Source organism: Nocardia flavorosea (assembly GCF_015477805.1).
Classification (GTDB): Bacteria; Actinomycetota; Actinomycetes; order Mycobacteriales; family Mycobacteriaceae; genus Nocardia; species Nocardia flavorosea_A.
Genome location: NZ_JADLQL010000001.1, coordinates 819,917 through 841,072 on the forward strand (window position 1 = coordinate 819,917; position 21,156 = coordinate 841,072).

The 21,156-nt window shown below is 69.2% G+C and carries 17 protein-coding genes; 6 read left to right on the forward strand and 11 right to left on the reverse strand.

The window, feature by feature from the left end; translation table 11 throughout:
• Positions 1-49: 49 nt before the first annotated feature.
• Together IU448_RS03740 and IU448_RS03745 are read right to left on the reverse strand one after the other, a co-directional pair.
• Positions 50-1,630 carry a phytoene desaturase family protein gene (locus IU448_RS03740; protein WP_195054055.1) on the reverse strand — a complete coding sequence of 527 codons (1,581 nt, stop codon included), beginning with the start codon at positions 1,628-1,630 and terminating at the stop codon, positions 50-52.
• 239 nt (positions 1,631-1,869) lie between these two features.
• Positions 1,870-3,414 carry an AIM24 family protein gene (locus IU448_RS03745; protein WP_195054056.1) on the reverse strand — a complete coding sequence of 515 codons (1,545 nt, stop codon included), beginning with the start codon at positions 3,412-3,414 and terminating at the stop codon, positions 1,870-1,872.
• A 284-nt stretch (positions 3,415-3,698) separates the two neighbouring features.
• Here IU448_RS03745 and IU448_RS03750 point away from each other — a divergent pair, with 284 nt between their 5' ends.
• The gene (locus IU448_RS03750; RefSeq protein ID WP_195054057.1) at positions 3,699-4,049 is read left to right on the forward strand and encodes a hypothetical protein; all 351 of its coding nucleotides are present in this window, start codon (positions 3,699-3,701) and stop codon (positions 4,047-4,049) included.
• A 113-nt stretch (positions 4,050-4,162) separates the two neighbouring features.
• On the opposite strand, the gene IU448_RS03755 is transcribed toward IU448_RS03750, so the two are convergent.
• The 3 genes from IU448_RS03755 to IU448_RS03765 form a co-directional block, all read right to left on the reverse strand.
• Positions 4,163-5,353: a cation:proton antiporter gene (locus IU448_RS03755; protein WP_195054058.1), complete on the reverse strand. Its 1,191-nt coding sequence runs from the start codon at positions 5,351-5,353 to the stop codon at positions 4,163-4,165.
• Positions 5,354-5,363: 10 nt separating this feature from the next.
• Positions 5,364-5,846, reverse strand: a complete 483-nt coding sequence (locus tag IU448_RS03760; RefSeq protein WP_195054059.1) for a cation:proton antiporter regulatory subunit — start codon at positions 5,844-5,846, stop codon at positions 5,364-5,366.
• A gap of 111 nt (positions 5,847-5,957) precedes the next feature.
• Positions 5,958-6,833 (reverse strand): bifunctional 5,10-methylenetetrahydrofolate dehydrogenase/5,10-methenyltetrahydrofolate cyclohydrolase, encoded by an 876-nt coding sequence (locus tag IU448_RS03765; protein ID WP_195054060.1) that lies wholly within the window; start codon positions 6,831-6,833, stop codon positions 5,958-5,960.
• 257 nt (positions 6,834-7,090) lie between these two features.
• Between IU448_RS03765 and IU448_RS03770 the strand changes: the two genes are divergently transcribed.
• Entirely contained in the window at positions 7,091-7,966 is an 876-nt protein-coding gene (locus tag IU448_RS03770) for a YdcF family protein (protein ID WP_280457013.1), read from the forward strand.
• On the opposite strand, the gene galT is transcribed toward IU448_RS03770, so the two are convergent.
• Positions 7,967-9,088: a galactose-1-phosphate uridylyltransferase gene (galT, locus tag IU448_RS03775; protein WP_195054062.1), complete on the reverse strand. Its 1,122-nt coding sequence runs from the start codon at positions 9,086-9,088 to the stop codon at positions 7,967-7,969. It abuts the gene before it with no gap.
• 146 nt (positions 9,089-9,234) lie between these two features.
• On the opposite strand from galT, the gene IU448_RS03780 reads away from it, so the two are divergent.
• Positions 9,235-9,864, forward strand: coding sequence for an NUDIX domain-containing protein (locus tag IU448_RS03780; RefSeq protein ID WP_195054063.1), 630 nt, complete (start codon positions 9,235-9,237; stop codon positions 9,862-9,864).
• A gap of 194 nt (positions 9,865-10,058) precedes the next feature.
• Here IU448_RS03780 and IU448_RS03785 read toward each other — a convergent pair whose 3' ends face one another.
• Complete coding sequence (locus IU448_RS03785; RefSeq protein ID WP_280457015.1) at positions 10,059-10,880, reverse strand: SDR family NAD(P)-dependent oxidoreductase; 822 nt, start codon at positions 10,878-10,880, stop codon at positions 10,059-10,061.
• Positions 10,881-10,998: 118 nt separating this feature from the next.
• Between IU448_RS03785 and IU448_RS03790 the strand changes: the two genes are divergently transcribed.
• Together IU448_RS03790 and IU448_RS03795 are read left to right on the forward strand one after the other, a co-directional pair.
• Positions 10,999-11,598 carry a TetR/AcrR family transcriptional regulator gene (locus IU448_RS03790; RefSeq protein WP_195054065.1) on the forward strand — a complete coding sequence of 200 codons (600 nt, stop codon included), beginning with the start codon at positions 10,999-11,001 and terminating at the stop codon, positions 11,596-11,598.
• A gap of 74 nt (positions 11,599-11,672) precedes the next feature.
• Positions 11,673-12,488 (forward strand): putative protein N(5)-glutamine methyltransferase, encoded by an 816-nt coding sequence (locus tag IU448_RS03795; RefSeq protein ID WP_195054066.1) that lies wholly within the window; start codon positions 11,673-11,675, stop codon positions 12,486-12,488.
• Here IU448_RS03795 and IU448_RS03800 read toward each other — a convergent pair.
• Together IU448_RS03800 and IU448_RS03805 are read right to left on the reverse strand one after the other, a co-directional pair.
• Positions 12,472-13,299: an SDR family oxidoreductase gene (locus IU448_RS03800; RefSeq protein WP_195054067.1), complete on the reverse strand. Its 828-nt coding sequence runs from the start codon at positions 13,297-13,299 to the stop codon at positions 12,472-12,474. The two genes, IU448_RS03795 and IU448_RS03800, sit on opposite strands and share 17 nt — an antisense overlap.
• Positions 13,300-13,359: 60 nt before the next feature.
• On the reverse strand, positions 13,360-14,931 hold the full coding sequence (locus IU448_RS03805; protein ID WP_195054068.1) for a succinic semialdehyde dehydrogenase: 1,572 nt from the start codon (positions 14,929-14,931) through the stop codon (positions 13,360-13,362).
• 181 nt (positions 14,932-15,112) lie between these two features.
• Here IU448_RS03805 and IU448_RS03810 point away from each other — a divergent pair, with 181 nt between their 5' ends.
• Positions 15,113-15,895, forward strand: coding sequence for a TetR/AcrR family transcriptional regulator (locus IU448_RS03810; RefSeq protein WP_195054069.1), 783 nt, complete (start codon positions 15,113-15,115; stop codon positions 15,893-15,895).
• Here IU448_RS03810 and recD read toward each other — a convergent pair.
• Together recD and IU448_RS03820 are read right to left on the reverse strand one after the other, a co-directional pair.
• The gene (gene recD / locus IU448_RS03815; RefSeq protein ID WP_195054070.1) at positions 15,883-17,799 is read right to left on the reverse strand and encodes an exodeoxyribonuclease V subunit alpha; all 1,917 of its coding nucleotides are present in this window, start codon (positions 17,797-17,799) and stop codon (positions 15,883-15,885) included. The genes IU448_RS03810 and recD overlap by 13 nt on opposite strands.
• Positions 17,796-21,155, reverse strand: coding sequence for a UvrD-helicase domain-containing protein (locus IU448_RS03820; protein ID WP_195055012.1), 3,360 nt, complete (start codon positions 21,153-21,155; stop codon positions 17,796-17,798). Before IU448_RS03820 ends, recD begins: the two co-directional genes overlap by 4 nt.
• Position 21,156 lies beyond the last annotated feature (1 nt).

Genomic DNA, 21,156 nt, shown 5'->3' on the forward strand with positions numbered 1-21,156 from the left:
TTCGGACACTCCCACGAGCGGGCACGACAGCCGATTCTCCGACCAGAATTCACCGCGCATTTCCCGGCCGATGGGCGGTGGTTTCCGCAAGGACGGCCATAGCGGCATTGTGCCCGCCGATACCGCTCACCCCACCACCGCGAACGGTTCCGGCACCGCAGCGCAGGATATTGCGATACGCGGTATCGACCCCCCAGCGCTGTGCCGGTGTCTCGGCGGGATCGGTGCGATAGGGAAACGACAGGTCACCGTGGAAGATATGCCCGCCGGGCAGGCGCAGGGTCCGCTGCAGATCGACCGGTGTGGCCGCATCCAGACAGGGGGCGCCGTGGGCGTCGCGGGCCAGGCAGTCCTGGACCGGTTCGGCCAGTACCGTATTCAGTTGCGCCAGGGTGGCGGCGACGGCCGTTTCCTTCGCCGACTGCGGGTCGGCCGCGAAAAGATGTGCGGGTGTGTGCAATCCGAAGAGGGTGAGCGTATGCCGGGTGCCCGGCTCGCCCGGACCGGCGATACTCGGATCGGTGAGCGTATGGCAATAGATCTCCGACGGCGGTGCCGCGGGCAGCCGGCCACCGGCCGCCTCGCGGTAGGCACGATCCAGCTGTTCGTAGGATTCGGCGATATGGAAGGTCCCCGCGAAGGCCGTCCGCGGATCGGTTCCGGTATCGCGCAGGCGAGGCAGCCGGTCCAGCACCATATTGATCTTCAACTGTGCGCCTTCGGCTTCCGTCTCCACCGATTCGCCGAGTAATCGTGCCAGCTCGGCGGGTGCCGCGTTCACCAGGACGTACCGAGCGTCGACGGCGGCCGGCGCCGCTTCATCGGTCACGAAACGAACGTGCGCCGTCTTCCCGTCGGTCGCCACCTCGACTACCTCGGCACCGGTCACCACTTCCGTTCCGGCCGACCGAGCACAGGCGAGCAGGGCATCGGTCAGCGCGCCCATTCCGCCCACCGGCACATCCCAGTCGCCGGTTCCCCCGCCGATCACGTGATAGAGAAAACAACGGTTCTGGGCCAGTGCGGGATCGTGGGCGTGGGTGAACGTACCGATCAGCGCATCGGTGAACACCACACCGCGGACAACATCATCGGCGAAATACGCCTCGATCGTCTCACCCAGGGGCTGCTCGAACAGGGCCGCCCAGTGCCGCGCACCCACCCGCCGCCGGAGTTCGTCCCGGGTGGGGAGCGGGTCGGTGAGGGTCGGGAACACCGCCCGGGCGACCGCGCCGGTCATCGCATAGAACCGCTGCCAGGAAGCGAATTCCCGGTCCGACCCGGTCACGCGGGCGAAACTCTCCCGGGTCGCCGCCGGTGAGCCGTTGTCCACCAGCAGGCCGGTGCCCCCGGCCGGGGTGTAGGACGAGATCCGTCGCTTCCGTGTGCGGAACCGTAAACCCAGATCCCGCACGATCCGATCCGGCAACAGGCTGACCAGGTACGAGTAGCGCGAAACCCGGATATCGATCCCCGCGAACAGTTGCGCGGAAACGGCCGCGCCCCCGGCGGCTCCCGCCTGTTCCAGTACGAGTACCGAATACCCCGCCCGGCCCAGATAGGCGGCTGCCACCAGCCCGTTGTGCCCGCCGCCCACGATCACCACGTCGTACCGTGCGCTCATCACCATGGATTGTCGATACCACACTCCCGCAGGAGTCGGTACCGACGACGTCCACGACGGGGCCGGTGCAGCCCGTGACCTGCCCAGCGACCCCTGGGCAGGTTGGGCGGTCGCCGGTGAGGTAGTCGCCGAGGGGGCGGTGGCTCCAGGGCCGTCCAGGAGATGGTCAGCGGATTTCTCCGATACCCCGGCGCCTTCGAGCCGGCATGGACCGCATGTCCAGAGCAGACCGCACGGGCCGAATCCTAGCCGAGCAGGCCGCCCAGCAGCCCACCGCTCTGCCCCGCCTCCTGTCCACCGCCGGTACCACCGAGCAGGCCGCCGGGCGGGAGTTCGGAGGGTTGCACGATGACGAACCCCCGGCCGGAGAACGACAGCGTGATCCCCTCGCCGGTGCTGCGGCCGATGAGGCGGCCCAGACCGAAGGAATCGTTGCGTTTCACGCCGGTCTGCAGGCTCGACGACCAGGCGATCGCCGCCTGCGGATCGGCGTAGGTCGGCTGGTCGACGTTCAGGACGACCGGCGTGCCGTGGCTGGTGATGGCGATCCGGCCGCGACCGGAGAAGACACAGTTGAACAATCCGGCGTTGCTGGCGACCCCGGCCGCGCCCTGCACCATCCGGATGTCGTAGCCGAGGGTGGGATCGAAGGCCAGAACGTTCGACCCGTTGATGGTGAGCCCGTCGGTCCCGTCCAGATCGATGATATGCACCTCGGCGGCACCGTTGGCGACGAAGAGATCACCGCGGCCGGAGACCTTCATCAGCGGCACTCCTTCACCGGTGAGCCGCTGCTGGATGGCACGACCGATACCGCCGGAGCCCAGCGCCTGGAAATGCAGGTCGCCCTGGTAGGCGACCATGGAACCGGAGCGGACCAGCGTTTCGCCGTTCACCCCGACCTTGATCATTTTGCCGCCCTGTTTCTGGATGCCCATACCAGAGACTTCGGCATGACGCGGATCGAACAGCTCGCTGTGCATCGGCTGAGCTCCTTGCTGAGGAAAGTGTGCGGGATCGTGCTGCGCTGCCGCCGGGTACGGGGCGGCGGGCGGATAGGGCGGCTGCGGCGGGTAACCGGGCGCCGACTGATATCCCGAGGGGTAGGGTGCCGGGTGCGCCGGTGGCACGGACGGATAGGGAGCCGCGGCCGGTGGATAGCCCGGCGCGGGCGGCATATTCGGTGCCGGCGGGGGCGAATACTGTGGCGTCGCCACGGGATTGGCAACCATGGTCGGGTCGGTGCGGGAGGCCGGTGGCTGTCCCGGCGGCACGGACGACGGCGGAACGGGGTCGTCATCCACATTGACCCCGAAATCGGTGGCGATACCGGCCAGGCCGTTGTCGTAGCCCTGGCCCACCGCGCGCACCTTCCAGGCGCCCGCTCGGCGGTAGATCTCCACGCACACCACCGCGGTTTCGGTGCTCAACCCGGAAACCGGGAACGTGAGCGTGCCCTGCGGGCCGGCGATCGTCGCCGTCAGCGATCCCACCGAACCGAAGGCCGGCGGTCCGCTTCCGTCCAGGCTCGCGGTGACCACCACCTTGTCGATATCGGCCGGTAGCGCCGGCATCTGTACATCGACCGCGTCCCCGGCGCCCCGGCCGTGCCGGTAGGTGACGCCGGGGCCGACGGGTTGATTGAAGAAGACGAAGTCCCCGTCCGACCGGACTTTGCCGTTCCCGGCGAGCAGCAGTGCCGAGACATCCACCGCCGCCGAACATGTCACTGTGACGGTCAATCGGTCGCCCGGTGCGGGCCGATTCTCCCCCGGAGCGAGTGCGGTCACCTCATATCACCTCGGCCCGACGCGTACTGGCACCTGCCGGTACGCCGAGTTCCCCGGCACCGGGCCGGGCACTCGTTCGATTTCTGTTCCACACCGACGAGTCTGACCGATACCGCCCACGCCGCGCCACCGCGGGCGCCGGGCGGCCTGCCCCGGCCATCGCCACCTGCGGTGACCGGGGAAACAGCGAACCTGAGAACATTCACAGCAGCAGCACAGCCAACCGACAGATCCCGGCGGCATTCTGGTAACAGACGAGCGGAACTCGGCCCCGGGAGGAACCCATGGTGGATATCGAGATCACCGGCACCACCGTCACTGTTCAGGTCCGCGGCGCGCACCGGGTGCTGTCGCTGCGCGACCGGATCACCTTCGATCTGGCGAATATCGCGGCGGTCGCCCCCGCCGAAATCGATCTGCGCCCGCCCTGGGTCCGCGCGCCCGGCGCTTTCTTCCCCGGTGCGATCGCCGCCGGAACGTTCCGGGGCAAGGGCCGGAAGGAATTCTGGGACACCCTGTTCGGTGGTAAGGCCGTCCGTATCGATCTGCGCGGCACCGATTACACCCGGGTCGTCGTCGATGTCGAGGACCCGGCGACCGTGCTGCGATCCCTGTATTCGGCCGCCGCCGCCTGACCGGCGGGCCTCCGGTTCGCCGATCGGCCTCCTTCGCCGCGGAGGCCGATCGGCGGATCTCCGGCGCAGGCTATCCGGTCGACGGCGGCTACACCGCCTGTGGCCGGGGCCGGTTATTCGTCCGCCGTATCCGGCTCCGGTTTCGGCTGGCGGGTGACGAACCGCAGTACCGGTTCCACCACGCGCGCCGCGATCGGGCCGACTACCGCCATCAGCAGGACATAGGTTGTGGCCAGGGCAGCGAATCCGTCGGGTACGGCGCCCGCCGCCACGGCCAGGCCCGCGATGACTATCGAGAACTCGCCGCGGGCCACGAGCGCGGCACCGGCCCGGGCTCGACCGAGCCGGGAAGCTCCGGCATGCGCGGCGGCCCACCAGCCGGTCACGACCTTCGTCACCGTGGTGATCACCGCCAGCAGTACCGCCCAGCCCAGTACGGGCGGGATACTGCGCGGATCGGTGGTCAACCCGAACAGGACGAAGAACATGGCCGCGAACAGGTCACGCAGCGGTTCGAGGATTTTCGTCGCATTGTGCGCGGTGGTATCGGAGATGGCGATACCCAGCAGGAAGGCGCCGACCGCGGCCGATACCTGCAGCGCGGAGGCCACCCCGGCCACCAGTAGCGCCGAACCGAGCAGTTTCAGCAGGAAGATCTCGCGGTCCTCGCTGGATACGATCGCCGAAACGTACTTGCCGTAGCGCAGCGCCACCACGAGGACGACTGTGACCGCCGCCAGGGCGATACCGAGCGATTGCAGGCCGGCCACGAAACCCAGACCGGCCAGGACGGCTGTCAATACCGGGAGGTAGGCGGCCATCGCCAGATCCTCGAAGACCAGAATGGACAGGATCACCGGCGTTTCCCGGTTACCGAGCCGGCCCAGATCGTTGAGGACCTTGGCGATGATCCCGGACGACGAGATGTAGGTGACACCTGCCATGGCCAGGGCCCCGGTGGGCCCGAGCCCCAGCAGCAGCGCCACGATCACACCCGGTGTCGTATTGAGCACGAGATCGAGCAGGCCGGCCATCCAGGACCGGCGCATACCCGTGAACAGTTCAGCCGCACTGTATTCCAGGCCGAGCAGCAGCAACAGGAGCACCACGCCGATTTCACTGGCGAGATGGATGAACTCGTCGGCTTCGTGGAGTTCGAAGAAACCTCCTTCCCCGAATACCAGTCCACCGATCAGATACAGGGGTATCGGGGACATGCCGATCCGGGCCGCGATGCGTCCGAGCACGCCGAGCCCGAAGAACACCGCCCCCAGCTGGATCATCGCCAGCGTGGTTGCATTCATCGCCGGTGGGTCAGCCGTCTTTCAGGATGTCCGCGGCGTCGTCGAGACCTTCCGAAGTCCCCACCACGATCAGCACATCGTTGCCGGTGAACACGAAATCGGGTCCCGGCGCCGGCAAAGCCTGGCCCGCGCGCATCACCGCCACGATGGAAGCCTTGGTGCGGGTCCGCATCCGCGTCTCGCCCAGCGTCCGCCCGTCGTAGGGAGAGTTCTCCCCCACCGGGAGCTGGCGGGTGTTCACGCCGTCCATATCGCGGTGTTCGTTGCGCAGCTGGCCCACCAGTTGTGGCGCCCCCAGCAGATTGGCGAGTGTTCCGGCCTCGGCCTCGGTCATCGGGATCTGTGTGGTGGCGTCGGGATCGCCGATCTTGGTGAAGATCAGGTCGATGGTCCCGTCCTTGTGGTCGACTACCCCGATCCGCCGGCGCACGGTGGTGAGTGGAAAGTCCTTGCGTACGCCTATTCCCGGCAAGGGTGTCACTTCGACGTTCACGATGTCACCTTAGCTCGACTGTAGGTAGGGTCCGATGGACCGTACTCTCTAGCGCTACCCGTACCCAGCCGGTCGCGAAACACGCAGGCCACAACCCGGCGCGGGGCACACTCAGGCGAGCGCGGTATCGGCGGTCCGCCCGGCCTGTTCGGCGGCGATCACCACATGCCGCATGAGCAGCGCCGTGGTCACCGGCCCGACCCCGCCCGGGACCGGACTGAGCCCCGCCGCCGTGCCGCGGACCGATTCCGGGTCCACATCGCCGACGATCGAACCGTCGGCCGATTCGTTGGTGCCCACATCGATCACCACCGCGCCGGGACGCAGATTCGCACCGGTGACCAGCCCGATCCGGCCGGCGGCGGCGACCACGATATCGGCGGCCGAGGTCACCGCGGGGAGATCGGTGGTGCGGGAATGGCAGACGGTGACCGTGGCGTTCTCGGCCAGCAGCAGCTGGGCCAATGGTTTGCCGACCACATTGGAACGTCCGACGACCGCGACGTGGCGGCCTTCGAGCGCGACCCCGTGGTATTTCAGCAACTCGACCACGGCCTCGGCCGTGGCGGGCGCGAATCCGGCCGAGCCGGCGGTGAGCAGCCCCAGCGACAGCGGGCTCACTCCGTCCACATCCTTGGTGGCCGCGATCGCCGGGGATACATCGTCGAGAGTCACCCCGGCGGGCAGCGGGGTTTGCAGCATGATGGCGTCGGTGCCCGGGTCGGCGCTGCGCACCGACAGTTCGGTCCGCAGCGTATCGGCCGAGGCGTCGGCGCCCAGATCCACGGTGTCGCATTCGATACCGCGGTTGGCGGCCGATTTCTTCAGCGAGTTGACGTACCAGGCGCTGGCCGGATCATCGTTGGCGACGATCAACGCCAGGCGTGGCGCCCGGCCGGTCTGCTCGGTGAGCGCCTGCGCCCGCGCGGTCGTCTCCGCGTTGAGAGCGGCGGCGAGGTCTTTCCCGGTCAGCGATGCGGTATCCACGAGCATCCACCCTAGCGCCGCGGGCGATCGCGGCCCGCGAGGGCATCACACGACACGGCGCAGCGGCGGGAAGGATACCGCCGGATTCGCGGTATCCGGCGGCTGCCGGGTTTGAGACATGTCACGAGTCGGACAGGCGCAAATCCGCGGTCCCGGCCCTGCCCGGCTCTATGGTGAGTTGCCACGTACCGCAAATCTGTCAGTTCCGACCCGATCCCCTACGAGAACCAACTCCCCCGTGGAAAGGTGTCGCCGTAGTGCACAATCGCAGAGGTCTGCAATATCTGGTGGCGATCGCCGCCGCCGCAAGCGTGTCACTCGCTGGTCTCCTCGGCGCGCCCGCTCAGGCCAGCCCCGAAACGGACGCACTCTACAACTCCGCCCAGCGGCATTTCACCGAAGGTGATTCCGATGCCGGCCGCGCCGACCTGCGCGAACTGATCGGCCGGGATCCGGCCGATGCCGAGGCCCTTTCGCTGCAGGCGATCTGGTCGCATTACGCCGGTGATATCCCGGCCCTGCACGACGCCATGGGGCGGCTGCGGGCCGTCGACCCGGAAATGGCCGCGGGTACCGACCGCGTCCTGCACGGGATCGGGGCGGGGATCGCCACCCTCCCCAATCCGCTGCCCGCCCTGGTCGGACCGCAAACCGGCATCGTGGTCTTCGGTTACGGACTCCTGCCCGACGGCACGCCCCGGCCCGAACTGGCCGGCCGGCTGCAGGCCGCCTGGTTACAGGCCATCGCCTCACCGTTCTCCCCCATCGTGGTGAGCGGTTACAACCCCAGCAACGGGATCACCGAGGCCGAGGCGATGCGTAACTGGCTGGTGGGCCGCGGGATTCCGGCGAACCGGATCCACGTGGAGGACCGGGCCGGTTCCACCGTGCAGAACGCACTGTTCAGCGCGGAAATCCTGCACGGTCTCGGTGTCCATTCCGCGGTGGCGGTCACCTCGCCGAACCATATCCGGCGGGCCGTGGCCGATCTCTACGTCGCGGGGATCCCGGTGGTGGGTGCGACGACCTCGCTGAACCAGCTGGTGTCGCAATTACCGCCGCCGAGCAAACAGGCGCAGTACAGCATCTACCTCGATGCCACGCGCACATTCCAGCTCAGCACCAGCCGCTGATCAACCGGTGGCGACGGCCGCCCGGATCCGGGCGGCCGCATCCTCCGGGACGATATCGGCGACGAAGGCGCCCATCGCCGCCTCGGAACCGGCCAGGTATTTGATCTTGTCCACTCCGCGCCGGATCGAGGTCAGCTGCAGATGCAGCCGGACCGTATCGCGCCCGGTGTGCACGGGAGCCTGGTGCCAGGCCGCGATATAGGGCGTCGGGTCCTCGTACAGGGCGTCGATACCGCGCAGCAACCGCAGGTAGAGCGTTACCAGTTCGTCCCGCTCGACCTCGTTCGCCGCCGCGAGATCGGGAATATGCCGATGCGGCAGCAGATGCACCTCGATCGGCCAGCGCGCCGCGAACGGTACGAACGCCGTCCAGTACTCGCCCGCCAGTACCACCCGGTCGCCCGCGCGTTCGGTATCCAGGATGCGCTGGAACATATCGGGTCCGAGCCGTTGTGCGGATTCGAGCACCCGGGTGGTCCGCGGCGTCACATAGGGGTAGGCGTAGATCTGGCCGTGCGGATGCGGCAGCGTGACACCGATCGCCTTCCCGCGATTCTCGAAGACGAAAACCTGCTCGACTCCCGGCAGCGCCGACAGGACCGCGGTGCGGTCGGCCCAGGCTTCGATCACGGTGCGGGCACGGCTCGGGGTGAGATCACCGAAGGAGCCTTCGTGTTCGGGACTGAAACACACCACCTCGCACCGTCCGACCGCCACGCGTTCCCGGCCGAATCCGAGGTCGGTGATATCGGTGAGGCCGCCCGGCGCCGCGCCCTGCCCCGTGCCGTCACCGGGCAGGGCGGGGCCGAAGGACGGCGAACGATTCTCGAAGACGGCCACATCGTAGAGATCCGGAATCTCCGACGGGTTGTCCGGTGTCTGCGGGGCCAGCGGATCGCGGTCGGCCGGGGGAAGCACCACCCGGCTCTGCCGGGCGGCGGCGATCGAGATCCACTCCCCGGTGAGCACATCCTGGCGCATGACCGCCGTCGGCGGCCGGGGTTCCAGGCAGCGGGTGTCGATCCGGCGTTCGGGGCCGAGCCGGGTATCGGCGTCGTCGTAGTAGATGAGCTCCCGGCCGTCGGCCAAGGTCGCAGTGCGCTTCACGATACGGTTCGGCACGCCTTCACGATAACCAGCCCGACCGGCCCCGGCCCCGTCTCGGCGACCGGCGGGTCCCCGGCGGTGGCGTGCTCACGACACCGCGGCGGGCACGTCGCGGGCACCGGATTCCCGGGGGCCGGGCCCCGATGCGGCAGGATGGGGTCGTGGACCACTCGGCGGTATCGGTGGATGTCGTGGCGTTGCGGTTCTGGACCGCGGACGCCGCGGTCACATTCGGCGTCGCGACCCGCGGACACGAACCGTTCCCGGGCCGGCTCGCGCTCCCGGGGGTGCTGCTCGGTCGGGGAGAACGCCTGGCAGATGCCGCGGCGCGGGCGGTGCACGCCGAACTCGGGGTTCCGCCCGCCGCCCTCGGTCCGGTCGGGCAGCTCGTCACCTTCGACGAGCCGAATCGAGATCCACGCGGGCCCACCCTGTCCATCGTCATGTGGGCGGTGACCGAACCGCACGAAGGGCCCGCGCGTTGGGTTTCGTTCGACGAGCCACCGGCCTTGGCCTTCGACCACAACACCATCGCCGCCGCCGCGCGCGGCCTGCTGGCGGGACTGCTGTGGCGGGACCTCCCGCTGACCCGCGCCCTGCTGGGCGCACAGTTCCCGGCCACCCGTGCCGTCGACCTGGCCGCCTCGCTCCTGGGCGCCCGGCCCGATGCCGCCAACCTCAATCGCACGCTGGCCGGAATTCCCGGGCTGGTGAAAACCGAGGAACGGCGCCGCACCAGAGCCACCGGCCGGCCGGCCGCGGTCTGGGCGTTCCGCGACCCGCAGCCGTAACGGGTCGCGCCGGGCTCGACCCGGCTGCGGCGCACCGCGCTCGCCGGACGCGGCAACGCCCGTGCCACACACCGGCTGAGCACGGCCAGAACCGGCACCGGCCGGCGGTCCGTAGTGAACAGCATCGGCTGCCCCGGAGTACCGATCTGCTGAGCTCACAACAGGTGCCCCGCTCGGGGCCGGTCCCCGTCCGATCAGCCCGGAGCGGAGCGGCTGAGCTGCTCCCATTCCCGACGCGTCCGGGCCCGGTCCTGATCCATTTCTTGAACCAGATCGTAGGAATGGCTGCCGACGACGAGCGCACGGGGCGGATCCGGCACGTCCACCAACCGCATGATGGTTGCCGCTGCGGTGGCCGGATCGGGTCCGGCATCGTCTCCCCACATCGCGGCCATCTCTTCCCGGAGCGCCGCATACTCCGGGAGCGGATCGGTCGCGGTGGTGCCGGCGGTGAACAGCCCGGTGTCGTAACCACCCATTTGCAGGCTGGTGACCTGGATTCCGAATGCCGCCACCTCCATCGCCAGCGCTTGGCCGAACGAGTCCAGGGCGGCCTTTCCCGCTCCGTAGAACCCGACCGATGCCATTCCTCCCCCAGTGCCCATCGAGCTCACCTGCAGGATCCGGCCGCCGCCCTGGGCCCGAAGCCGGGGCACCACCGCTTGCGAAACCCATACGGCGCCGAAGAAATTCACCTCGAAGTGGGCGCGGATCTGTTCCTCGGTGGCTTCCTCCGCCATGCCGTACAGCATCCCGCCCGCATTGTTGACCACGATATCGATGCGGCCGAACGCGGCGAAGGCCCGCTCCACCCCCGCGAATACGGCACCACGATCGGAAACGTCCAGCGAGAACCGGGCCAGGGCACCGGGATAGGTGGCGCTCAGGTCGTCCAGCGGTTCGATGTTGCGGGCCACCGCGACAACCTGATCGCCCGCGGCGAGTGCCGCTTCCGTGAACGCACGGCCCAGCCCTCGCGTAGCACCGGTGATGAACCAGGTTCGTGGAGTAGTCACGATATTCAACCCTTTCCTCGCGAGACGGACCGTCTCGGTTCGTGTTTCGAGTATGCAAGGTGTGAGCATGAAAGTCAAACGAACCGTTTCGTCTCGTTGGGTTGCTACCCTGGTCCGCATGACTACCGACCGCACCCCGGACCGTTCCCGCCGCAGCGAACGGTCCCGGCAGGCCATCCTCGCCGCGACCCGGGAGCTGATCGCCGAAACGGGGTACGCGAAGGTGTCCATCGAGGCCATCGCGGCACGCGCCGGCGTCGGGAAACAGACGATCTATCGGTGGTGGCGGTCGAAGGGGGCGGTGATCTTCGATTCCTTCCTGACGCTCAGCGAAACCGCCGAGGGCACCGGGATCGAACTACCGGACACCGGTGATCTCGCCGCCGATCTGAAACTCGTTCTGCGCGCCACCGCCGCCGAATTCGCCGACCCCGATTTCGAACGGCCCATCAGGGCACTCAATGCCGAGCTCATCCACGATGCCGAACTCGCCGAACGGTACCGTGAAACGCTGGCCCGCCCGGTCGACGAAGCCAAGAAAGCGCGGCTGCGCAGCGCCCAGGCGGCAGGCCAGCTCCACGCCGGCGCCGATCTCGACCTCGTGCTGGAGATGCTCTACGCACCGCTGTTCCAGCGGTGGCTGCTGCGCACCGGCCCGCTCACCGACGAGTACGCCGACGCCTTGGTCGAGCACACCCTGCGCGCCTTCCGCCCTTGATACCCCGCCCCGGCGTCTCCTGCGGCGCGCGATAATCCGGTGCGCCGGGCCGGTGAACCCGACAGACTGTGTTCATGCCCGCGTTCGATATCGAGGCCGTCACCCGGGAGCTCCGCGCCGTGGGTTGCGTTTTCGCCGAGGACGAGGCGCGCTTGCTGGTGCACAGCGCCCGCTCCACCGGCGAACTGACCGACCTGGTGGCGCGGCGGGTTGCCGGTAATCCGCTGGAGTACGTCCTCGGCTGGGCCGAATTCATGGGGCTACGAGTAGGAGTGCGGGCCGGTGTGTTCGTACCGCGCAGACGCTCGGCGCTGCTGGTGGACGAGGCACTCGCCCTGGCCCGGGTCGATTCGCCACGGACGGTGGTGGACCTGTGCTGCGGTTCGGGGGCCTTGGGATTGGCGCTGATCACCGGTCTTTCCGGCCACCCGGATCCACCACCGGACCTGTACGCCGCCGATATCGACCCGGTGGCGACCGATTGCGCCCGCAGCAACCTCACGCGTATCGGCGGGCGGGTGTACCAGGGTGATCTTTTCGACGCACTGCCCACACAGCTCCGCGGGCGAATCGATATCGTGCTCGCGAATACTCCGTACGTACCGTCGGAGTTCCTCGCACAGATGCCGCCGGAAGCCCGCGATCACGAACCGGCGACCGCACTCGACGGCGGCCCGGACGGCCTGCACCTCGCCCGCCGCACCGCCGCGGCCGCCCTCGGCTGGCTGGCGCCGGGCGGCAGCCTGCTGATCGAGATCGGCACCGATCAGATCCCCGCCGCCACCGCACTACTGGCCGCAAACGGTTTCGCGGTGCGGATCGCCCGGTCGGCCGAACTCGGCGCCACCGTGGCGATCGGTCTGCGAGCGACCGCTACTTCCGGCCGGTGAACTCGTCCATCGAGTGATACACCCCGACGGTGTTCAGGAACAGATCACGCAGTTTCAACGGCAGCACCCCCGAGAGCACCTTGTTGAGACGAGAGGTCCACGGCATGATCACCACGGGAGTGCCCTTCTTCATCTCCGCCCACGCGGTCGCCACCACCTTGTGCTGGTCGAGGATCGGCGTGAACCAGAAACCCGTGGCGCCCTCGAACATTCCCGTGTCGATGTAGGTAGGGCAGACGGTGGTGACCTTGACATGGTCGTGGCCGGCCTGACCGAGTTCGATCCGTACCGAATCCGACCAGCCGAGCGCCGCCCATTTCGACGCCGCGTAGACGCTCATCCGCGGGTTGTGCACCAGCCCGGCCGAGGAAGCGATGGTGAGTACGCGGGCCTCGGTGTTCCTCGCGACCATGGCCGGCAGGAATTCCAGGGTCACATACATCGGCGCCATGGCGTTGATGGCCATGGTGCGATCGATATCGTCACGGTCCTTCATTTCCCAGAAGTAGGTGTTCCCGCGCACGATCCCGGCATTGTTCACCAGCACGTCGATATCGCCCACCTCCGCCCGCACCGATTCGGCGGCGACCGCAACAGCATCCCGATCGGAGATATCGACGGTGTGAGTGTGGACCGCGCCCCCGGCCGCGGTGAGTTCGGCCGCGGTCGCGTGCAGGGCGGTCTCGTTGACATCCCAGAGGACCACCGCGGCGGCGCCTTCGCGTACCGCCTGTTCGGCGAACAGTTTGCCCAGCCCCATGGCGGCACCGGTGATCAGCACCTTCTTACCGGCCACCGTATCCAGTTTCATCGATTCCGATCCTTTGTCATCGCAGAGAAATGCGGGGTTACGGCCTGATCCCGGCCGGGCCTATTTCTGGCGCAGAGTTTTCATGACCCGGAAATACAGTGTCATGGTTTTCGCCCACATCGCCTCCGACATCCCCGGCAGCGGCGCGATCGGCAGCAGCCGCTGGACCGCGATCGTCTGGGTGTCGACATACTTCAGCAGGCCCTCGGGCCCGTGCCGGCGGCCGGTTCCCGAAATACCCATACCGCCGGACGGCGCGTCCGCACTTCCCCAGGCCGCGATGAAACCCTCGTTCACATTCACCGAGCCGGCGTTGATACGTGCCGCGAACTCGCGGCCCCGGGCGGCGCTACGCGACCACACGCTGGCGTTCAGACCGTACGGGGTGTCGTTGGCCTGGGCCACCGCCTCGTCGTCGGTGGCGACCTTGTACACCGAGACGACAGGGCCGAAGGTCTCCTCCCGGTACACCGTCATCTCGGCGGTGACATCGGTGAGGACGGTGGGTTCGTAGAAGTACGGTCCGAGATCGGGCCGGTGCACGCCACCCGCCAGCACGGTGGCGCCCTTGGCCACCGCGTCGTCGACGTGGGCGCGGACGGTGTCGAGCTGGCGCGGGAAGGTCAGCGAACCCATATCGGTGGAGTAGTCCAGCGGGGCGCCGAGCCGTAAATCCTTGACCGCCGGCACGAATTCGGCGATGAACCGGTCGTAGACCGATTCGTGGACATAGATGCGTTCCATCGATTCGCACAGCTGGCCGGCCGAAGCGAAACTCGCCCGCACGGCGGTTCGGGCGGCGGCGACCGGATCGGCGTCGGAGAGCACGAGCAGCGGGTTCTTCCCACCCAGTTCGAGTGAACAGCCGATCAGCCGCTCCCCTGCCTGCCGCCCGATGGTCCGGCCGGTGGCGCTGGAACCGGTGTAGTCGACATAGTCGGCGCGGTCGATGATCTCACCGCCGATCACCGACCCGCGGCCGAGCACGACCTGCCACAGGCCCTCGGGCAGGCCGGCCCGGACCGCCGCGTCGACAGCCCACAGCGCGGTGAGCGCGGTCTGGTTGTCCGGGCGGCCCACCACCGCGTTACCGGCAACCAGGGCCGGCAGTGCGTCCGACACCGCCAGCGCCAGCGGGTAGTTCCACGGAGAGATCACCGCGACCACGCCCTTGGGCCGCTGCCGCACCTGCACATCGGTGAGCACCGGCAGCACTCCGCGCGGAGTGCGACGGGCCAGCAGTTTGGGTGCGGTGGCGGCGTAGTACCGGGAATTCACCGCGACATCGCCGACCTCGTCGAAGGCGTGCACCCGGGATTTACCGGTTTCGGTCTGCACGATATCGAGAACGGTGTCCTGTTCGGCCAGCACCAGATCGTGGAAGCGGCGCAGCACCGCGGCCCGCTCCCGGACCGGCACCTGCGCCCACTGCCGCTGCGCCGCCCGGGCCCGCTCGAAGGCGGCGTCGATATCGGCGACCGACGACTGCGGCAGTTCCGCGACCGGTTCGCCGGTGACCGGGGCGTGGACCCCGACGGCGGGCGCACCCCCGGCGGCAGCCCTGGCGAGCAGCCGTTCGACCAGGTCCGGGGTGAGTGCGCCGGTGGCGGCGGGACGCTGGGCGGTGGTCATCGTCGGCATTCTCCTGGGAGCGAGGACGCGCCGCGATCGGCGATTCGCGGCACAGTGATTAATTGAACAGTGGTGTTAATCTAATGCTCGTGTGGTGTGGAGTGTCAAGGGGCCCGGTGTGGACAACAGCCGGATACCAGGGCCGGCTGTGGGATCTCACAGCCGGCCGGGACGGCGCCGAATGAGCAGCCCGCAGCCGGCCGGGGACGGCGCCGCCGCGGCGGGCGCCACCGAAGCACTACGACGGCCGGGCACTTCCCCACCACCGCGGCGTGGCCGGCCGCCGCAGACTCCGGCCCAGGCCGAACAGGTCCGTGCCCGGATCGTCGGCGCCACCGCCGAGGTCTTCACCGATACCGGCTCCCGCGGACTGAGCGTGGCCCAGATCATCGACCGGGCCGGCCTCTCCAGGCCCACGTTCTACCGCTACTTCGCCAACGCCACCGAACCGCTACATGTGCTGCTGGAGGTATCGAACGCGGAACTGGTCGGCGCGATAGCGGCCGCGCTGGAGGCGACGGGCGAAGGCGTGGAGCTTGGTATCCGGCTCATCGACGCCTACCTGGACTGGGCCCGGGGGCACGGCGCGATGCTACGGCCACTGTTCGCCGAACTCCACGATCCGGCCTCCCCGGTCTCGGCCTACCGCAACGCGGCGCTCGACGGAATCCGCGAGAGCGTACGCGCCAAGTTCACGGAACTGGGTCGCGCGGTACCCGGACCGCTGGATCTCGACGCCGCCCTGCACGTCTGCGAATACGTGGTGTACCGGATCTCGGCCGCCGCCGAACCCGGACGCGAACCCGATCCGGCCACGGTCGCCGACGCCCGGCTCACGATGATCCGCGTGGTTCTGGCAACACTCGGCAATACCGCCGATTTCCGGTATGCCATGGGGCTGCCGGGACTGTTCCCCGCCGCACCGGACGATATCGCCGGAGCCGCCGCGGGTCAGCGGAGTTGATCGGCCTGCTCGCGACTGAGTCCGCTGGCACGCAGGACATGCCGGTCGATCGCGGCTCGGATGGCCTCCTCGGTTCCGAGGATACGCACGTGCCGGCGGGCGCGAGTAATAGCGGTGTACAGGAGTTCCCGGGTCAGCAGGCTCGACCCGGGCTCCGGTAGAACGATGGTCACCGCATCGTATTGACTGCCCTGACTACGATGGATCGTCATCGCGAAAACCGTGACCACGGCGGGGAACCGGGTGGGGTGGATCAGCAACGGCTCCTCGCCCCGCTGCAGTGCCACTCGCAGCGACCCGTCCGGGCGGCGGACGACCACACCGGTATCGCCGTTGTAGATCCGTGCCTCGTGATCGTTGGCCGTCACCAGCAGCGGCTGCCCCGGATACCAGGTGCCGCTCCGGTGCTCGGGCCCTGCGCCCGCGGCGGCGGCCCATTCGGCTGCCGTCCGATCCCAGTGCTCCACCCCGTACGGGCCGCGCCGATGGGCGCAGAGCAGGCGATGGGATTCGAACGCGGCCAGCGCCGCCGCCGCATCCCCGGTCTCCGCGGCGGTGGTGACCTGTTGCGCGGTGCCGACGATATCGGCCCGGACCGCGGCGATATCGTCGGCGCCCCGCAGTTCGAGCGTATCCCCGCCGGACCGCAGCAGTTCCAGCGCGGCCTCGGTGTCCCCAGCGCGGACCGCCACCGCCAGATCGGCGATCCGCCCGCCGAACCGGCGCCCACGGCTGAGCCGGACGATCCCGCCGCGCAGCCGTTCTCGCTCGGATTCGGTCAGCGCCTCGGGGCCTTCCGCCGGCGCGGACGCACCGGCGAATCCGGGGTCGGCGGCGAGAATCGTCTCGAAGGCCGGATCCGCCTCGCCCGGGAACGGCGCGGCCACCAGATCCGCCAGTACTGCCCCCGCGTCCACCGAGGCGAGCTGATCCGGGTCCCCGGCCAGGACGAGCCGGGTATCGGGGCGTAGCGCGGCGAGCAACCGGCTCATCATGGTCAGCGAGACCATCGATGTCTCGTCCACGACGACCACGTCGTAGGGCAGGCGATTGTGTTCGTGATATCGGAACCGGGTACTGCGACCGCGCTGCCAGCCCAGCAGGCGGTGCAAGGTCGCCGCGGACAGTTCCGGCAGGCCCAACGCCCCGGCCTGATCGCGGACGGCCTCCTGCAACCGGGCCGCCGCCTTACCGGTGGGGGCGGCCAGCGCAATACGCAGCGGCGCACCGTCGCCCCCGGATTCGGCGGCACGGTGCGCGACCAGCAAGGCCAGGATCCGGGCGATGGTATGTGTTTTCCCGGTGCCCGGTCCGCCGGCGACGACGGTGGTCCAGCGGGTGGCGGCCAGGGCCGCGGCGAGCCGCTGCCGGTCGGGAGTATCGCCCGCCGGGCCGAAGAGCCGATCGAGTTCACGGCACACCACGGCCGGGTCGGCGTCCGGATGACCGGCCGCCCGCGCGGTCAGCACCCGGCGGATGGTCTGCTCCTGCCGGTAGTACCGGTCCAGGTAGAGCAGCGGGCCGGCGCCCGGCCGGGCCGGTTCGGTGAGCCGCAGCGGCCGCAGCGGTCCGGCCGGACCGCCGCGCACGAGCGGGCTGTCGCGAACCGCGTCGATCACCGACTGTTCGTCGGGCCAGGGCAATTCGGCGAGGTCGAACTGGTCCGGACGCTCGTCGTCGGTATCCACACCGATATCCCGCATCCTGGTCAGATCCAGGCAGACCGACCCCGACCGCACCGCGCGCACGGCCAGCGCCGCCGCGAACAGCACGGGTTCGCGGTCCTCCCCCGCGAGCCGTCCCAGCCGGGTGGCCACATGCACATCCGCAGCCGACAGCACCCCCGCCTCGTTGAATTCCCGCAGTATCCCGCGTCCGCGCTGAGCCACCCGGATCGGTATCACGCCGCACCTCCGGCCAGCAGCTCGGACAGTTCGGTGATCAGATCGGGCGGCGGCGTCCAGTCGAACACCCCGGCGCCGTCGGGGGTCTGCGGCCCGATCATGCCGCGGACGAACAGGTAGCGGATCCCACCGAGATGTACCGCGAGGTCGTAGCCGGGCAGCCGCCAGCGCAGGTACCGGTGCAATGCCACCGAATACAGCAGAGCTTGCAGCGGGTAGTGCGAGCGGATCATCTCGGCGGCCATCCGGTCGCGGGAGTAGTGGGCGACGGTCAGATCACCGGTGCCCAGCCTGTTCGTCTTGTAGTCGACCACGACGAAACGGCCGTCGGATGTGCGTAGCACCGCATCGATGCTGCCGGTGAGGTAGCCCCGCAACGGGGTGTCGTCGAGGGTGTCCAGTTCATCGGCGTAGGTGTGGAATACATCCCCGGGGTCCAGCCGGGACCGCACCAGCGCGGCGATCCGGTGCAGTGTGGCCGAAACGGCGGCAGGCGCGTCCCCACCGGCGAGCGGTAGCTCGAATTCGAGTTCGCACAACCGGTCCCGATCGGGAATATCGGCGAGCGACCCGAACCCGATCGGGGTGCGCAGAACGGCCAGCAGTGCCTCCGCCAGCACATCCGGGTCGGCCGCGGACAGCATCTCGCCGACCGCTTCGGCGCAGCGGGCCCGTACCTCGGCGACCGGATCGGCGCTATCGGTGCTCACCCGCTCCAGCACCGCATGCACCAGAGTGCCGAATTCCGCACCGTAGGGCAGCGTGTTCATCAATGAGGCGGCACCCGGTTCCGGCTCGGCCGCAGGCGCCGGCGCATCCGGTTCGTCGTCCGGACCGAGCACGTCCTCCGGTTCGGTATCGGGCACCGTACTGTGCGCCGCTGCGGTGAGCGCCGAGTACGACGTCCGCCGCCACAGCTGGTCCGGATCCCGGTCGAAGGTGGCCACCGCGAGCGCCTGCTCGGCGGTATCGGCCGGCGGGTGATACACCGGCATCTGCGGGCCCGGGTCCGCCGCCGTAACCGAAATGGTCTCCGCCGCGTCCGCGGCCCAGGCGCGGATCCGGTCCACCACCGCCGCGTCCTCGTCGACCGGCGCGCGCGGTTTCGGCTGCGCCGACTCCGGCGTCCGGCCGAACAGCAACCGGTGCAGCGGAGCCACCGCGGTCCCGAACGACGGTGCCCACCAGGCGATCACCTGACAGCACGCGCGGGTGAGCGCCACGTAACACAGCCGCAGTTCCTCACCGGCCGATTCACTGTCCGCGATGTCCTTCCGGGCGTTGTAACCCGGCGCGTCGGGGCCGCCGATATCGAGCACCCGGGCCCCGTTCTCGTGCATCAACAGGGTGGCCGGTTTGGGATCGGCCGAACTGTCCCAGGCGAACGGCAGGTACACGATCGGGAATTCGAGCCCCTTGCTGGCATGCACGGTAGCCAGTTGCACCGCGGCCAGATCCCGGTCCAGCCGCCGGCTGCGCCCGGCCACCGACCCCGAACCGGGCTCCCGGATACGGTCGGCGAGCCATCGGGTCAGCGCGGTGAGCCCGAACCCCTCGGTGGCCGACACCTCGTCGAGCAGTTGGGCGAGCTGGCGGATATCGGTGAGCCGGCGCTCGCCGTGCTCGACGGCCAGCAATCGCGGCACCAGGCGGGTCGCGGCGGCGAGTTCCTCGAAAACGGCCGCGAACCCGGCCCGGGCGAACAGGCGGGCAGCATCGCGTAATTCGGCGCTGACCCGCCCCACCAGATCCGCTCCGCCGGTATCCAGTTCGGTGCTCGGATACCCGAATATCGGGGTGAGTGCGGCCAGCCGCACCCGGTCCGCGCGATGCGGCTGTTCGAGCGCAGACAGCACCCACAACCAGTCGGTGGCGCTCGGAGTCGCGAAAACACTGCTGCCGCTGGTCAGTACGACGGGCACACCCGCCCGTTCGAGCGCCTCCCGAACCACCTCCAACTGGGTGTGCGTACGCACGAGCACCGCGATATCGCCGGGCCCCAGTGGACGCTCGGCCGCCGCCGGTTTTCCACCGGAAGCGCCGTTGTGCGCCGCCGGGCGCCGGCCGGTGGCCGCGGTGAGCACCGTGCCCGACCCGAGCAGTGCGACGATATCGCCCGCCAGATCCGCGGCGACCCGCGCCCGCTGCCGGTGGATATTCGGAAAGCCCGACAGCCCCCGCGGCCCGGCGCCGGTGCGCGGCAGGCAGCGCAACCGCAGCGGCGTGATCAGCTCGGCCGGTCCGCGCAACCGAGACCACGGCTGGGTCGCGGTCACCGTGGGCACGACGATCTCGTCGTGCCCGAGCGCCGCGCCGCCGAACAGGTGGTCGAGCGCCCGCAGCAGACCGGCATCGCTGCGGCGATTGGTGGTGAGTTCGCGCCGGGCGGTCGCATGCCCCACCGCGTCGAGATAACTGAGCACTTCGGCACCACGGAACGCATAGATCGCCTGTTTGGGATCGCCCACCAGCACGAGTGTGTTGTGACCGTGGAACGCGCGGTACAGGATCTCCCATTGCAGCGGGTCGGTGTCCTGGAATTCGTCCACCAGCACCACCGGGTACCGGTCGCGGATCCGGCGGCACGCACCGGGACCGCGCACCGGATCGGTCAGGATGTCGCGCAGCAGCACCAGCAGATCGTCGAAATCCCGGATATTCGAAAGCCGTTTCCGTCGCTCGGTTTCCGCGCGCACCGCCGCGGCGAAAGCTACCCGTTGCGCCGAAACGTCGTCGGTGTCCGGGGTGAGTACCGCCTGCCGGTCGCGCACGGCGGCGGCCGCGAACCGGTGGGCCTGTTTCACCGTGAAAGGCGCGGCGGTGCGGGCGTAGCGGCTCAGATACAGATCGTCGATCACCGCGCGGGTGAGATCGTCGGCCTCCTCCACCAGCCGCACACCGGGGTCGAGATCGCCCGCGACACCCAGTTCGGCCAGCATTCGCCGGCAGAAACTGTGCGTGGTGGCGATCACCCCGGCGTCGAAATCGGAGAGTGCGGTGAGCAACCGGGCCCGGCGGGCCGCCACCTCACCCGGGTCGGCGGCCGCGAGGTGGCGCACCAACTCGTCGGCTGCCGACCGTGCGGACACCGGATCGGCGAGCGCCGCGGCGACGGTGACGAACCGGTCGCGGGTGCGTTCACGCAACTCCTGGGTCGCGGCGCGGCTGAAGGTCACCAGCAGCAGCCGCGATATCGGGATCGCGGCCTCGGCGACATAGCGGACGGCGAGGCCGACGATCGCATAGGTTTTCCCGGTGCCCGCGCTGGCTTCCAGCACGGTGGTACCGGCCGGCAGTGCCTCGCCGAGCCCGAAGGTGCCGCTTGCCGCGGACGGCGTGGCAGCGGTGGTCGTCATG